Source organism: Isoptericola sp. NPDC055063 (assembly GCF_053608125.1).
Genome location: NZ_JBSGUW010000002.1, coordinates 399,331 through 413,938 on the forward strand (window position 1 = coordinate 399,331; position 14,608 = coordinate 413,938).

A 14,608-nucleotide genomic window follows, 5' to 3' on the forward strand; every position below is an offset into this window, starting at 1 on the left:
CGTGACCACCTCCCGTCGTCCGGGTGCCGTCGCCGCACCCGTACCCCCGCCCGCCCGCCCGGCCCGGGCGCTCGTCGTGCTCCTCCTGCTGCTCGGTGTGCTCGCGACCGTGGGCACGGTCGTGCTGCCGACCCGCGCCGCCGAGGCCGCGCCGCTCTCCACCGCGCCGCTCGCCACCACGCCGCTCGCCGGTGCACCGCAGCCCGGCCGGGCGACCGTCGAGCTGACGTCGACCGCCCCCGCGCTCGCCCGGCCCGGCGGCACCGTCGACCTGTCCGTCCGCGTCACCAACGGCACGGACCGGCCCCTCGACGGGGCCGTCGTCGACCTGGGGGTCTCGTGGCGGCCGCTCACGTCGCGGGCCGAGCTCGCCGCCTGGGCCGACGACGGTGGCGCCCGCACCGCCGCGCGGCAGCTGCCCTCCGAGCCCGTCGACCGCCTCGCGCCCGGCGAGTCCGCGCAGGTGCGCCTGGAGCTCGACGTCGACGCCCTCGGCTTCGAGGACGGGAGCCCCTGGGGGCCCCGCGAGATGTCCGTCGCCCTCGTGCAGGGTGGCACGTCGATCGACGTCGTCCACACCTTCCTCCTCTACGCCCCCGAGGGGGGCGCGCCCGCCCCGGTCGCGCTGAGCGTCGCCGCTCCGGTCACCGGGCCTGCCGTCGACCCGCTCGACACCGACGGGTACGACGCGCAGCTCGGCGAGCTCACGACGTCGGGCGGGCGCCTCGAGCGGCTCCTCGACGCCGCCACGGTCACCGGCACGTCCCCCGGCCTGTCGCTCGCCGTCGACCCCGCCCTGGTGGCCGCGGCGGAGTCCTCCGGCGACGCCGACGTGCAGGCCTGGGCCACGCGCCTCACCGGCCGCACCCCGCCGGCGCAGGACGACTCCTCCGACGACACCACCGACGACGCCGCCGACGACGCCACCCCCGCGGCCGCGAGCACCGTCGCCTCGGGTGACGCGGCCGACGTCGCGGTCCTGCCCGGGTACGACCCCGACCTCGCGGCCGTCGCGCACACGGAGCCGACGCGCACGGACGTCGCCGCCGCCACGGGAGGGGAGGCCGCGCTCGGCAGCGCCTGGCAGCGCCCGGCGGGATGGTCGCTGTCCGTCGCGTGGCCGGAGGGCCGCCCCGACGCCGCGACGCTCGCCACCGGCCGCGACGCTCCGGTCGACCAGGTCGTCGTGGGCGCGGGGCTCGCCCCCACGGATGACGGTCCCGCGTCCGCGCGCACCGCCGTCGACACGCCCGCCGGCAAGGTGTCGGCCCTGGTGGCCGACGCCGGCCTGTCCGCCGCGTTCGCGTCGCTCACCGACGGCGCCGACGCGCCCAGCGGTGTCGAGGGGGTGCAGCGCGTGCTCGCCGACACCGCCCTCCTCGCCCTCCAGGAGCAGGAGTCCGGCGCCGGGGACCTGCACGTCCTCGCCGCCCTCCCCCGCGACTGGTCGCCCGACGCCGCCCTCGTCGAGCAGGTGCTCGGCGCCCTCCACTCCGCCGCCTGGGCCGACGTCGTCCCGCTGTCCGACACGGTCGCCGCGCCGGCGTCCCGCGTGGCGCGCCACGGGCTCCCGCGGAACGACCCCGCCGACGACGAGCTCGCGCCCCTGTCCGTCGACCGGCTGCTGCGCACGCACCGGTCGCTCGCCTCGTTCGCGACCGTCGCCGACGACCCCGTCGAGCTCACCGGCAGCGTCGACCGGGCGCTCGTGGCCCCGCTCGCCGTCGCCGCGCGGAACGACCCCGCCGCCCGCGACCAGGCCGCCGACCTCGCCGTCGAGCGTGCCGACGACCTCCAGCAGGGCATCGGCGTCGCCGACCGGTCCGACGTCACCCTCGTCAGCGACACCGGCAAGCTGCCCGTCAAGGTGACGAACGAGCTCCCCGTCGACGCGACCGTCACCGTCGTGCTGCGCCCCAACGTGTCCCGGCTGATCGTCGAGTCGCGGCCCACCGTCGTCGTCCCCGCCGGCACGTCCGTGAACGTGCACGTGCCCGTGCGCGCCATCGGGTCCGGCGACGTCGACCTGCAGGTCGAGGTCCTCGCGCCCAGCAGCACCGTGGTCGCCGGCCCCACCAGCTTCTCCGTCCGCGTCCGCGCCGGCTGGGAGACCGCCGGCACCGCCGTCGTCGCCGCCGCCATCGCGCTCCTGTTCATCGGCGGCATCTGGCGTACCGTGCGTCGCGGCCGGTCCTCCGCGCGCACCACCGACGAGGGCGTCGCCGACGCCGTCGACCCGCAGGGCCCCGACGTGGACCCGCAGGACGGCACCGACCCCGCGCACGTCACCCGGCACGACTCGGAGAACGATTCGGAGAAGGACACGGAGAAGGACCCCTCATGACCGACTCGTCCGCGTTCCCCGACGACGGCGGGCCCGAGCGTCCCCGCGACGGGTCGCCCGTCGACCCCGTCATGCCGCCGAGCTTCCCGCCCGCCGTCCCGCCGGAGCCGCGCCATGGCGCGCGGCGCGGGCCGTCCTGGTCCGAGATCTCCGGGAACCGGGCGTCGGGGGGCGCGACGTCGGAGGACTGGACGTCCGAGGACGGCGCCGTGCCGTCGTCCGCCCCGGGCAGCACCGGAGACGCCGGGCCGTCCAGGACCGCCGCGGCTGAGCCGGGATCTCCGGCCCCGGCCGGCGCGGCCGACACCGGTGCCGACGCCCCGAGCGAGGGCGGCACGGGTGCGGCGAACGCCGTGCGCCGCACCAGCCTGGGCCGCGGCTCCGTCGTCATGACGCTGGGCACCGTCGCGTCCCGCGCATCGGGGCTGATCCGCTCGGTGCTGCTGGTGGCATGCGTCGGCACCGTCGGCACGGTGGCGAACGCGTTCGACATCGCCAACAAGCTGCCCAACATGCTGTTCGCGCTCATCTCGGCGGGCGTGCTGCAGGCGGTGCTCATCCCGCAGATCCTGCGCGCGATGAACGCGCGCAACGCCCGCGAGCGGCTCGACAAGCTGATCTCGGTCTCCGGCCTCGGCCTGCTGGCGCTGACCGCCGTCCTGGTGGTCGCCGCGCCGCTCATCGTCGTCCTCTTCACGCTCCGGGGCCACGTCGACCCCGATGCCCGGCAGCTCGCCGTCGTGTTCGCGTACTGGTGCATCCCCCAGGTGTTCTTCTACGGCCTCTACATGCTGCTCGGGCAGGTGCTCAACGCCCAGGGCCGGTTCGGCGCCTACGGGCTCGCTCCCGTCGCGAACAACGTGGTGTCGCTGCTCGGCTTCGGCGCGTTCCTCGTGGTGTGGGGCGCCGCCCCGGAGCGGGGCATCACCGACCTCTCGACCTGGTCCTCGGCGCAGACGGTGGTGCTCGCGGGCACCGCCACGCTCGGCATCGCCGCGCAGGCGGTGGTTCTCGTGTTCGCCCTGCGGCGCACGGGCTTCCGATGGCGGTTCCGCTGGGGCTTCCGCGGCATCGGCCTGCGTGCCGCCGGCACCGTCGTGGGCTGGACCATCGGCGCGGTCGTCCTGGAGCAGCTGGGCGTGATGTACCTGTCGAACGTGCTCTGGGCGGCGTCGGGCACCGACGACGCCGTCGCCGGCAACATGGCGTACACGCAGGCGATGACCATCTACCTGCTGCCGCACTCGCTGGTCGTCGTCTCCATCATCACGGTCCTCTTCCCCCGGATGACGGCGGCCGTGCACGCCGGCGACCTCGACGGCGTCCGCAACGACATGTCCCTGGGCATGCGGTCGGCGGGCATCTTCTCGGTGTTCTCTGCCGCGGCGCTGGCCGTGCTCGCGGTCCCGCTCACCGCGGCCCTGCTCCCCACGGCAGGAACCACGGGCGTGGCGGCGATCGCGCCCATCATCCAGGCGATGGCCGTCGGCATCGTCGCCCTCGGCGCCACGGTGATGGTCCGGCGGATGTACTTCGCGTTCGAGGACGGCCGCTCCATCTTCGGCATCCAGGTGATCGCGACGGTCTCCATGGTCGCCGTGCTGTGGGTCGCGGTCAGCGTCCTGCCGGTCACCTGGTGGGCGGTCGCCGCCGGCGGCGCGTACGCGGTGTCCACCTGGATCTCGCTGCTGCTGCGCGTGCGCGGCATGCGGCGCAAGCTGCACGGCATCGACGGCCGCAGGGTGATGCGGCTGTACGTCCGGGCCACGGTCGGCGCGGGCGTCGCGGCGCTGCTCGGGTGGCTGGCCGTCCGCCTCATGGACGGCTACGTGGTCACGTCGTGGGGCCACTCCGTCCTCGTCACGGCCGTCGCCGGCGTCGTGATGGTGGCCGGCTACGTCCTGTCCCTCAAGGCGCTGCGCGTGCGCGAGCTCGACGACGCGCTGGCGCCCGTCCTCCGCCGGATCAAGCGATGACCGCACGCGCGTGCCCGGCTCGGGAAGGTTCCGTGAGGGCCCTGCAGGCGCGCCCGGCGGGCACCGCCTCGGGGTCACCGGCCCGCCCGTACGATGGTCCGATGGACCGGAGGACACCCTCCCCCCGAACCCCCACCGAGGAGTCCAGGTGAGCACCGCCCATCCCGGGACCGTCATGGTCGATCGCTATCGGCTCGTGCAGCCCGCAGCCACCGACCTCGCTGCAGCAGAGGCGTGGGAGGCGCACGACCAGATCCTGGACCGCCCGGTCCGGGTGACGTTCGTCGACGGCCCGTACGCGACCGCCGCCCTCGACGCCGCCCGCCGGGCCGCGCTCGTCGCCGACCCCCGCCTCTCCCGCGTGCTCGACGTCGGCAGCACCGACCTCGGCAGCGGCCAGCGCAGCTACATCATCTCCGAGCCGTACCGCGGGTCGTCGCTGACGGAGGTCGTCTCCAGCGGCCTCGTCGACGCCCAGCAGGCGCGCGCCGTCGTCGGCGAGGCCGCCGCCGCGCTCGAGGCCGCCGGCCAGCGCGGGGTGCACCACCTCGCCCTGCGCCCGGAGGCCGTGCGCGTGGACGGGCACCGTGTCGTCGTCACCGGGCTCGGTATCGACGCCGCGCTCGCCGGGGTGGACGGCGGCCGGACGACCACCGGCGCCGCTGCCGCGGCCGCCGACGCGCGCGACCTGGTCGCCCTCGCCTACTACGCGCTCACGGCGCGGTGGCCCGGCGACTCCCTCGACGAGCCCTGGATCGCCGGCGACGCGGTCCGCCCCCTCCCCGCCCAGACGGACGCGAACGGCGTCGTGCCGGTCTCCGCGCTCGTGCCGCACGTCGACCAGGAGCTGGACACGCTCGTCCGGCGCACCTTCGGGGCCGAGGCCCCGGACGCGCCCGCCAACCCGGGCGACGTCGTCGCCGCGCTCGCCCCGTGGGGCGAGGTGTCCGTCGTCGCGTCGCTGCCGCAGTTCGTGCAGCCGCCGACGGAGCCGCCGGTCCGGTCCTCCGTCCTCGGCGCGGGGAGCAACGGTGCCGGCCGGCCCGGCACGCCGCCGCCCGCGCCCCCCGTTCGCCGGCCGTCGAGCGGCCGGATCGCCCGGTCCGCCGCGGTCGGGGGTGCCGTGGGCGGTGCCGCCGTCGCCGGTCAGGCCGCCGCGCAGGCCACGCAGGCGCTGCCGCCGGCCGGCCCGCAGACGGCCCCGCAGTCGCCCGTCCCGCCGCCGCCCGCCCAGGCGACGGCCGCGATGGCGCCGGTGCAGCAGGGCACCACGCCCCAGCAGCCCACGCAGGCCTACGGCGCCGCGCCCGCGGGCTATGCCACGCAGGCGTACGCCGCCCCGCAGCAGCAGACGGCGCACGCCCCCGTGCCCCCGCCGCCGGGCGGGGGCGAGCCGCGCACCGACACGGGCGGCTTCGCCTCCTCCCCTGCGCCCAAGCGACGCGGCGTGAACCCGACGCCGATCGTCCTCGGCCTCGTCGTCGTGCTGGTCCTCGCCGGCGCGCTGTGGGCCGTGTCCAACGCCCTGTCCCCCATGGACGACGCCCCGGTCGCCGAGAGCCCGGCGCCGACCCAGGCCGCCAACCAGGGCGGCGGCTCCGAGGAGCCCAGCGACGACGAGTCGACCACGCCCACGGAGACCGCCGAGGCGCGGCCCGTCATCAAGTCGGGCGACCAGCTCGACCCGGAGGGCGACGGCCAGCACCCGGAGGCCGTGGACCTCGCCTACGACGGCGACCCGTCGACCTTCTGGTACACGATGTACTTCAACTCCCCCGACTTCGCCGGGCTGCGCACCGGTGTCGGGTACGTCGTGGAGCTCGAGAAGCCCGCGCCGGTCTCGTCCATCACGCTCAACACCAACTCCTCCGGCGGGCACGTCGAGGTGCGCGCCACGTCGCGGGACAAGCCCACCGACGGGCCCGTGCTCGCCGAGGGCTCGTTCGGCTCGGAGACCAAGCTCGACCTGTCCGAGGAGACGGTCGCGGACTCGTTCGTCCTGTGGATCACCGAGCTCCCCGTGACCAACGGCAAGAACTACCTCGAGCTCAACGAGATCGTCCTCTCGTGACCCGTTCCCGGGCGGCGGCACCGTCGCCCGGGAACACCGCACCCCCTCGCCGTGTTGACGGCGATGGCGCCCTCGTACGCGACATACCAGGTGCGCGACACACCAGCAGACCAGGAGAAGACGTGACCGATCAGCCGACCACCGCCACCCCCGAGGGCACCGTGCACGACATCGTGATCGTGGGCTCGGGCCCGGCCGGCTACACGGCTGCCGTGTACGCGGCGCGCGCCGGCCTGGCGCCCGTCGTGATCGCCGGCTCCGTCACCGCCGGTGGCGCGCTGATGAACACCACCGAGGTCGAGAACTTCCCCGGCTTCCCCGCCGGCATCCAGGGGCCGGACCTCATGGAGGCCATGCGCGAGCAGGCCGAGAAGTTCGGTGCCCGTGTGCTCTGGGACGACGCCGAGCAGGTCGAGCTGACCGGCGACATCAAGACGGTCGTGACGCTTGGCGGCGAGACCTTCCGCGCCCGCGCGGTGATCCTGGCCACCGGCTCCGCGTACCGCGAGCTCGGCCTGCCCGAGGAGAAGCAGCTCTCCGGACGCGGCGTCTCCTGGTGCGCGACCTGCGACGGCTTCTTCTTCCGCGACCAGCACATCGCCGTCGTCGGCGGCGGCGACTCCGCCATGGAAGAGGCCACGTTCCTCACGCGCTTCGCCTCCAAGGTGACGATCGTGCACCGCCGCGACTCGCTCCGTGCCTCGAAGATCATGGCTGACCGTGCCCTGGCCGATCCCAAGATCGAGTTCGCCTGGAACAGCGAGGTCGCCGGGATCTCCGGCGAGGACAAGGTCGCCGGCATCACGCTCCGCGACACCGTGACCGGCGAGGAGCGCGAGCTCGACACGACGGGCCTGTTCGTCGCCATCGGCCACGACCCCCGCACCGACCTCGTGAAGGGCCAGATCGACCTGGACGACGAGGGCTACATCCTCGTCGAGGGCCGGTCCACCCGCACCAACCTGCCCGGCGTCTTCGCCTGCGGCGACGCCGTCGACCACACCTACCGCCAGGCGATCACCGCCGCCGGTTCGGGGTGCGCGGCCGCGCTCGACGCCCAGTCCTACCTCACCGAGTTCGCCGACGACGAGGGCAAGACGTCCGTCGCAGGCACCCCGGCGGTGCCGAACCCCGACGGGCTGCCCGCCGCCCTCGACTCGGTCGCCGGCTGACCTTTCCCCACCACGCACCGAAGGAGCGACACATGGCTACCGTCGCCGTCACCGACGACACGTTCAAGACCGAGGTCCTCGAGTCCGACGTCCCCGTTCTGGTCGACTTCTGGGCGACCTGGTGCGGCCCCTGCCGCATGGTCGCTCCGATCCTCGAGGAGCTCTCCGACGAGTACGAGGGCAAGATCAAGATCGTCAAGCTCGACACCGACGCCAACCAGGCCACCACCATGGCCTACGGCATCACGTCGATCCCGACGCTCAACGTCTACTCCGGTGGCGAGCTCGTGAAGTCCGTCATCGGCGCCCGCCCCAAGCGCGCCCTCCAGGAGGAGATCGACGCGGTCCTCGCGCCGAGCGCCTGATCGTTCCCGACGGCCGGGTCTGTTTCACGTGAAACGGGCCCGGCCGTCGGCGTCTCCGGACTCGGAGGGTCAGCGCCGCCCCGGATCGTGGGCCCCGGCTCGCAGATCCCCGTACCAGGGTCGTCCCCCGTGGTCGACGCGCCGGTCTCCGAGATCCTCTGCGCATAGGGTGCGGTCGAGGGCGTCCGCCGTCCATTAGCGGTGCGCTCCCTGCTTCCCGCCCTTACCAGCCACCGGGCGCGCGGCGGGGCTCGGCCTCCTAGTGCCGCATCCCCATGCCCCCTCTGCCCGAGCCGGCACCCTCCCGTCGTCTGCGGTCAACCGGCCAGAACGAGCGGCACTCCTCGGCGGCGCCGGGAAGGGCAAACCGTGGGGCTCGCCGATGGGTCGGTGACCCGGACCTCGCCCGCGGTTGTCCTCCGACCTGCGTCGTTCCCGATCACCACCACAGGCGCGGGATCGGTCAGGCCGGCCTGCCGCCCCCAGCGCCGCCATCCTGCGGTCGAGTCCTGCGATCCCGGATTGGTCCGTTTCCTGACGATAGTGACGCTATGCGACGGAGGTGCTGAAAGCAGAGAAAGGTGCTCCGGTTCGCGCCCTGCTGGCCAGGGCGACGCACCTCCTTCCCTTCCGTGCCCGGCCCTCACTGATCGGTGGCACGCCGTGCTGGACGGACGCCGTGCTGGACGGACGCCGTGCTGGACGGACGCCGTGCTGGACAGGCCCGCACCGCACAGCTCCTCCCCGCTGGACCATGTCGGGACGGGCCCCGCCGGACGGTCCCCGTCTGACGGGCCATGCCGGACACCGCAGGTGCCAGTCACGTCAGGATGGGCACGTCAGGATGGGCACGTCAGGATGGGCACGTCAGGATGGGCACGTTGCCGCCGTCGAGGCCTGGTCGTTGAGGCCCTGACGCGCCCTCCGCGTTCCGCTACTTTCGAGATGGACGACGACTTGACCCGGCGTCATGGCGTCGGGGCGCTCGCCGCGTCGCACCTGCTGGCAAGGCCGGCCCAACTGGGCCCCCGTCGAGGCTCGTGCGACCTCACGGCTCTGGTGGGCCAGGACGACCGAGGCCCCTGGTGCCGGCACCTACCCACCCGGCGCCATCAGGTTTGGACCCGGCTGCCATCCCGATCGGTCGGCCTGGGGTGAGTTCCCTGGTCACGAGGCTTCGACGGTCGCGACCTGCGGTCGTCGACGCGACACGTGGGCCCAGAGCGACACCGCCACCCCGAGTTTCCGCTCGGTCCTGCCGACGCCCGCTCGACGTGCCGCGACTGTGCCCGCGTTCCGAAGGTCGCCGCCTCAGGCCGGGATCCGCCGCTTCCCTTCGCCGTCCCGAGAGCTCGCGGGCTGCCTACCGTCAGTTCGTCCAAGCCTGCGCCGTGCACCACGCCATGACCGGGATCAGATTCGGGGCCAAGTCCACGTCCGTCAGGGAGGCGAAGCACCGGCAAAGGGCCGGTCCTCGGACGGGAGGCACGAAGGGCAGGGGCAGGTGCGCGCTCAGGCGGAATGTTTCACGTGGAACGTCACCAGGACTTCGCACCCACACCGCCGCACGCAGTGACACGTCTGCCCGCGCCGACCGGCGCCGGAGCGATCCATCGAAGCTCCGCGCGAAGGCCATCATCCGAGGCGGCGCTCGTTGGTGCATCAGTAGGCCGTCTTCCCAGCCGAGCAGCGAACCCCGGAGCGTGCCCCAGGTCAGCGATCTCCGACCGCGGGCGCTTCGTCAAGGCGCTGCAGCACCCCGCTGTCTCGCGTCGACCTTTGCCTCGTCGTCGGCCCGGGCGTGGGACTTCACGTCACCGCTCCACTCCAGCGGAACCGAGCTGGCACGGCTGCCGGCGCACCTCAGCCACAGGTCGCGCCCGGATGAGAACCACCCTCCCCGACCGCCCTTCGTTCCGGATCTGCCGCACGACTACTGCCGACACCACCCGCGCTCTCCGCGCATCCGTCGAGGTCCGAACACCAGGCAGTCCGATCCCACGGGCGATCTCGAGGAACCGCGCTCGTCTGCCGACGCGCCGAACGCGAGCGTCCCCAGACTCCGACTCGCAGCTAGACGCCTCACCGGGAAGGGCGTAGAAGAAGGCCGAGCCCGATCACGCAGCCGACCCCACCGGACCCCGCCTCGCTGGGGCACGTCGCCTGGCCGACCGACGCACAGACCAGTACTGACGCACGCGAACACCCTTTGGCCGGCGGGTGCACGACCGCATCGACGTCCTGCGCCACCCGCGCTCGACCCGTCGCAACCTCTGCGGAACCGCTGTGCCGTTGTGCACGCTGAGTCCGCGGATTCCTGTTTCACGTGAAACAGCGCCGTCCGACGATCGGTGCCCACACACCTTCTGCCGGTCTGCACCGCGATGCACATCCGCGCCACGCCCCGTTCCGGAGAATCGGCTGTGCCCTGCTTCTCCTTCCCAAGCGCGGCGGGGCGGGCAGGGAGATTCGGTCGACACGTTTCGCGACGTGACGACGGGCACCACCTCACCATCGGGAGGCAGTGCCCGTCGAACAAGATCGGGGGTCAGGAGCGAAGGAGTCCGGGATCCTCCGGAGCCATGACGCCAAGGATCCGGTTGAGGTCCTCGACCGACGCGAACTCCACGGTCAGCCGTCCCTTGGTCTTGCCGATGTTCACCTTCACACGCGTCTCGAACCGGTCCGCGAGGCGCGTCGCGAGCTCGTCCATCGCCTCGCTCCGTTGCCCGGCCCGCGGCGCTCGGCGCGTCGTCCGCTCACCATCGCCGCTGGTCAGCAGCGTGACGATCTCCTCGGTCGCCCGCACAGACAGGCCCTCCGACACGATCCGCTGCGCCAGGCGCTCGATCTCCGCACCGTCGGTCAGCGACAGCAGCGCACGAGCATGACCCGCCGACAGCACGCCGGCGGCCACTCGCCGCTGGACCAGCGGCGGGAGCTTCAGAAGTCGCAGCGTGTTGGAGATCTGGGGCCGCGACCGGGCGATCCGCGTGGCGAGCTCCTCGTGGGTGCACCCGAAGTCATCGAGGAGCTGGCGGTACGCGGCAGCCTCCTCGAGCGGGTTCAGCGCGGCACGATGCAGGTTCTCGAGCAGCGCATCCCGCAGCATGTCGCTGTCGTCCGTCTCGCGGACGATCGCCGGGATGGTCTCCAGGCCGGCTACCTGCGAAGCACGCCACCGGCGCTCGCCCATGATGAGCTCGTATCGGTCCTGGTCAGCGGCGTCAGGACGGACGACCACCGGCTGCAGCACGCCGATCTCGGAGATCGAGGCGACCAGCTCGTCGAGCTCACCGTCGTCGAACACCGAGCGCGGCTGCCAGGTGTTCGGCCGGATGGCCTCGACCGGAATCTCCGCGAACCGTGCGCCAGGAACCGGCGCCAGCTCGGTTTCACGTGAAACGTCGTCCTCGACGGGAACGAGGTCGCCCTGCTCCGCTTCCCCACTCGACGATCCCCCAGCGTCGTGGACGCCCGGCTCGTCCATGGGCGTTCCCGGCTCCGGCCCTGCCCCATCCTCTCCCAGATCAGGCAGGGCGATGCTCGTGATCAGCCCGAGCGACAAGGAATCTGCACCGAAGGCGTCGTCCTCACGCGTCGTCTCATTCGCGTCCCGCGTCTCCGTGTCCACAGTGGTGGCGGCGACCTCCGTGAGCACTGCGCCAGACGCCGCCTCGGGAGCAGACCCCTGCGCCTCGCCACGAGCCGGCGCCTCGCCTCCGGTTCGGATGCTCAGCCGACCGCCTGCGATCGCCGAGTCCCATGACGCCGACCGACGGCTGCTGCGGCCGCCTTCCTCCGTTCCGTCGGAGCTCGGGCGATCCGCCGGCATGGTCGCGGCAGCCCCGCTCGCGGCCCCACCCTCTCGGGGCTCCCCCGCCGGGAAGAAGACGTCGACCGGACGATCACCCTCCGGCCCCGACGGGATCAGCGCACCGAGCCCGCGGCCCAGACCACGCTTCTTCTGACTCATGCTCCAGCCTCCTGAACCATGGGGCCCCGCGTTCCCCTCGTCGTCGTCAAAGTACGGTCGCGACCCCGCTGGCGCGAACCATGCCATGCGTCAGCCTCCGCGGCGCGGCGTGACGTGAAGCCCCTGGGCGTCAACGCGCCCGCTCCGTGGCGAATCATCGAGCCTTATCCCAGGTCAGCGCGCCGCGGCGCACGCTCGGCGAGCTCGCGCGCTGCCTCGAGGTACGCGAGCGACCCGGTCGATCCGGGGTCATACGTCATGACCGTCTGCGCATGGCTCGGCGCCTCCGAGATGCGCACGGACCGCGGGACGGTCGTCCGGAGCGTCTGCTGGGGGAAGTGCTCCCGAACCTCGGCCGCGACCTGCTGAGCGAGGTTCGTGCGCCCGTCATACATGGTGAGCAGGATCGTCGAGACGCTCAGTTCAGGGTTCAGATGGGCCTTGATGAGCTCGATGGTCTTTAGCAGCTGGCTCAGCCCCTCCAGCGCGTAGTACTCGCACTGGATCGGGATCAGTACCTCGCGGCCGACCACGAACGCGTTGACTGTCAGCAGCCCCAGGCTCGGGGGGCAGTCGACCAGCACGTAGTCGATCCGCTCCTCCCCCCGCTCCTCACGCCGGGCGAGGTAGGTGTCCAACGCGCGGCGGAGGCGTGTTTCACGTGAAACCAAGGAGACGAGCTCGATCTCGGCGCCAGACAGGTCGATGGTCGCCGGCACGCCGTACAGGCCCGGGACCGACGGGCACTCCTGCACCGTGTCCTCGAGCGGCTCGTCCTCGACCAGGACCTCGTAGATCGACGGCGTTCCCGCGCGATGCTCGAGCCCGAGCGCGGTCGACGCGTTGCCCTGCGGATCGTTGTCGATGACCAGGACCTTGAGGCCGGACTGTGCCAGACCTGCCGCGATGTTCACGGTGGTCGTCGTCTTCCCGACGCCACCCTTCTGGTTGGCGACCGTGATGATGCGCGTGCGATCCGGGCGCGGGAACTGCCTGCCCTGGAGCTCGATGCGCCGTCGGGCGTCGATCGCCAGCTGCGCCGCCAGCGGTGTCGACTCGTCCGCGTCCGGGACCGAGGCGACGAGCGCTGCCCGATGCCCGTCGATGACCGGAGGGAGTCCACCGGGTGCCCACGTGAGGCCGGGCACTGTTTCACGTGAAACGTGCGGATCGCTCGCCACGGTCCCGTCGTGACGCGGGACGTCGTCGACGTGCTCCGTACTCGTGCTCACGTGCCACTCCTCCGGTTCGTCACAGAGACTTCCTGCCCGGACCGACGCGAGCGTTGCCGCCGTCGACCGGATGCTCCGCGCTCACTCTACGGCCTCGCTGAGGGCGCGACGGGGGCAAAACTCCGGCCGGCTCAGATCGCCGAAGGACTGGTCGCATGAACGGCGCTGCGGCGCCCGCCCAGCACGTCAGGGCCGCCGGATGCGCAGGATGGTCGTGTCCTCGACGACGTCGATCGTCCGCCCCACCAGAATCTCCGGTTCCGCCGTCTTGAACGCGCGCAGTACCTTGCGGGCGGGCTCCAGCTCGCGCTCGACGTTCCGCCCCTTGAGGACGACCATGGCGCCACCCCGCCGCACCAGCGGGAGGCTCATCCGCGCCAGCTTGCCAAGGGCCGCGACCGCACGGGAGGTCACCACGTCGACCTCGAACGCGTCGTGGTACTCCTCGGCCCTCCCCCGCTTGACCTGCACATTCGTGAGCCCGAGGTCCTCAACGACCTCTTCGAGCCACGCCGTCCGTCGTTCCATCGGCTCGATTAGGGAGAACTCGACGTCCGGGCTCTGGATCGCGAGGATGATGCCGGGTAGTCCGGCCCCCGAGCCGATGTCGGCGACCGACCTGGCGTCCCCGAGGTACGGCGTGACCGCCGCGGAGTTCAGGATGTGGCGCTCCCACAGCCGCGCGACCTCGCGGGGACCGATGAGCCCGCGCAGCTCGCCCTCGGCGCGCAGGTTCGCCGCGAACTGCGCGACGAGCTCGTACCGGTCACCGAAGTAGTCGCGGACGGCATCGCTCCGTCCGAGCTCCTCGTCGCGCACGTCGTCGGCGGCATCGTCCGTCACGTCGTCCGTCATCCTCCGCACCTTTCGTTTCAGTCCACTCATGACGAGAGCCCGTCGTTTCACGTGAAACAACGGGCTCTCGAGGTCCACATCAGGAAGCGGGCGTCGCTCCGGGATCGACAGCCGGCTGCACCACGACGTACCGCGACGGCTCCACGCCACGCGAGTCGCTCACGAGACCGGCGGCAGCGACGGCATCGTGCACCACCTTGCGCTCGAAGGCGTTCAGGGGGTCGAGCTCGACCTCCTCACCCGACTCCCGCACCCGCTGGACGGCCGACTCGGCCAGCGCCGTCAGCTCCTCCCGGCGGGCGGCGCGGAAGCCGCCGATGTCGAGCATGAGGCGGCTGCGCTCGCCCGTGCGGGCCTGCACGGCGAGCCGCGTCAGCTCCTGCAGGGCCTCGAGCACTTCGCCGTCCTGCCCCACGAGCGCCGACAGGTCCTCGCCCTCGTCGGCCACGACCTCGACCGCAGCGCGGTCGTGCTGGATGTCCAGGTCGATATCGCCGTCGAGATCCGCGATATCGAGGAGCTCCTCGAGGTAGTCCGCGGCGATCTCGCCCTCTTCCTCAAGGCGCGCCGTGCGCTCGGGCCCCTGGTCCACGGGAGTGTCCGTCGTCATCGGTGTC

The 14,608-nt window shown here is 72.8% G+C and carries 9 protein-coding genes; 5 read left to right on the top strand and 4 right to left on the bottom strand.

Translation table 11 applies throughout. The features are described 5' to 3' along the window. Position 1: 1 nt before the first annotated feature. The 5 genes from ACWF41_RS03735 to trxA all read left to right on the top strand — a co-directional run bounded on the left by ACWF41_RS03735 (position 2) and on the right by trxA (position 7,928). Positions 2-2,344 (top strand): DUF6049 family protein, encoded by a 2,343-nt coding sequence (locus ACWF41_RS03735; protein ID WP_380318890.1) that lies wholly within the window; start codon positions 2-4, stop codon positions 2,342-2,344. Next, on the top strand, positions 2,341-4,320 hold the full coding sequence (gene murJ / locus ACWF41_RS03740; protein ID WP_380318893.1) for a murein biosynthesis integral membrane protein MurJ: 1,980 nt from the start codon (positions 2,341-2,343) through the stop codon (positions 4,318-4,320). The genes ACWF41_RS03735 and murJ overlap by 4 nt, the downstream gene beginning before the upstream one ends. A gap of 148 nt (positions 4,321-4,468) precedes the next feature. Further along, complete coding sequence (locus ACWF41_RS03745) at positions 4,469-6,391, top strand: protein kinase family protein (RefSeq protein WP_380318896.1); 1,923 nt, start codon at positions 4,469-4,471, stop codon at positions 6,389-6,391. A gap of 122 nt (positions 6,392-6,513) precedes the next feature. Then, the gene (gene trxB / locus ACWF41_RS03750; RefSeq protein WP_380318899.1) at positions 6,514-7,563 is read left to right on the top strand and encodes a thioredoxin-disulfide reductase; all 1,050 of its coding nucleotides are present in this window, start codon (positions 6,514-6,516) and stop codon (positions 7,561-7,563) included. Positions 7,564-7,595: 32 nt separating this feature from the next. Then, positions 7,596-7,928, top strand: a complete 333-nt coding sequence (gene trxA, locus ACWF41_RS03755) for a thioredoxin (RefSeq protein ID WP_380242240.1) — start codon at positions 7,596-7,598, stop codon at positions 7,926-7,928. A 2,548-nt stretch (positions 7,929-10,476) separates the two neighbouring features. Here the strand turns inward: trxA and ACWF41_RS03760 are convergent. The 4 genes from ACWF41_RS03760 to ACWF41_RS03775 form a co-directional block, all read right to left on the bottom strand. Next, complete coding sequence (locus tag ACWF41_RS03760) at positions 10,477-11,904, bottom strand: ParB/RepB/Spo0J family partition protein (protein WP_380321065.1); 1,428 nt, start codon at positions 11,902-11,904, stop codon at positions 10,477-10,479. Between the two features lie 164 nt (positions 11,905-12,068). Beyond that, on the bottom strand, positions 12,069-13,136 hold the full coding sequence (locus ACWF41_RS03765) for a ParA family protein (RefSeq protein WP_380321062.1): 1,068 nt from the start codon (positions 13,134-13,136) through the stop codon (positions 12,069-12,071). Positions 13,137-13,322: 186 nt separating this feature from the next. Then, positions 13,323-13,991: a 16S rRNA (guanine(527)-N(7))-methyltransferase RsmG gene (gene rsmG / locus ACWF41_RS03770; protein WP_380321059.1), complete on the bottom strand. Its 669-nt coding sequence runs from the start codon at positions 13,989-13,991 to the stop codon at positions 13,323-13,325. Positions 13,992-14,070: 79 nt separating this feature from the next. Then, the gene (locus ACWF41_RS03775; protein WP_380321056.1) at positions 14,071-14,601 is read right to left on the bottom strand and encodes a Jag family protein; all 531 of its coding nucleotides are present in this window, start codon (positions 14,599-14,601) and stop codon (positions 14,071-14,073) included. Positions 14,602-14,608 lie beyond the last annotated feature (7 nt).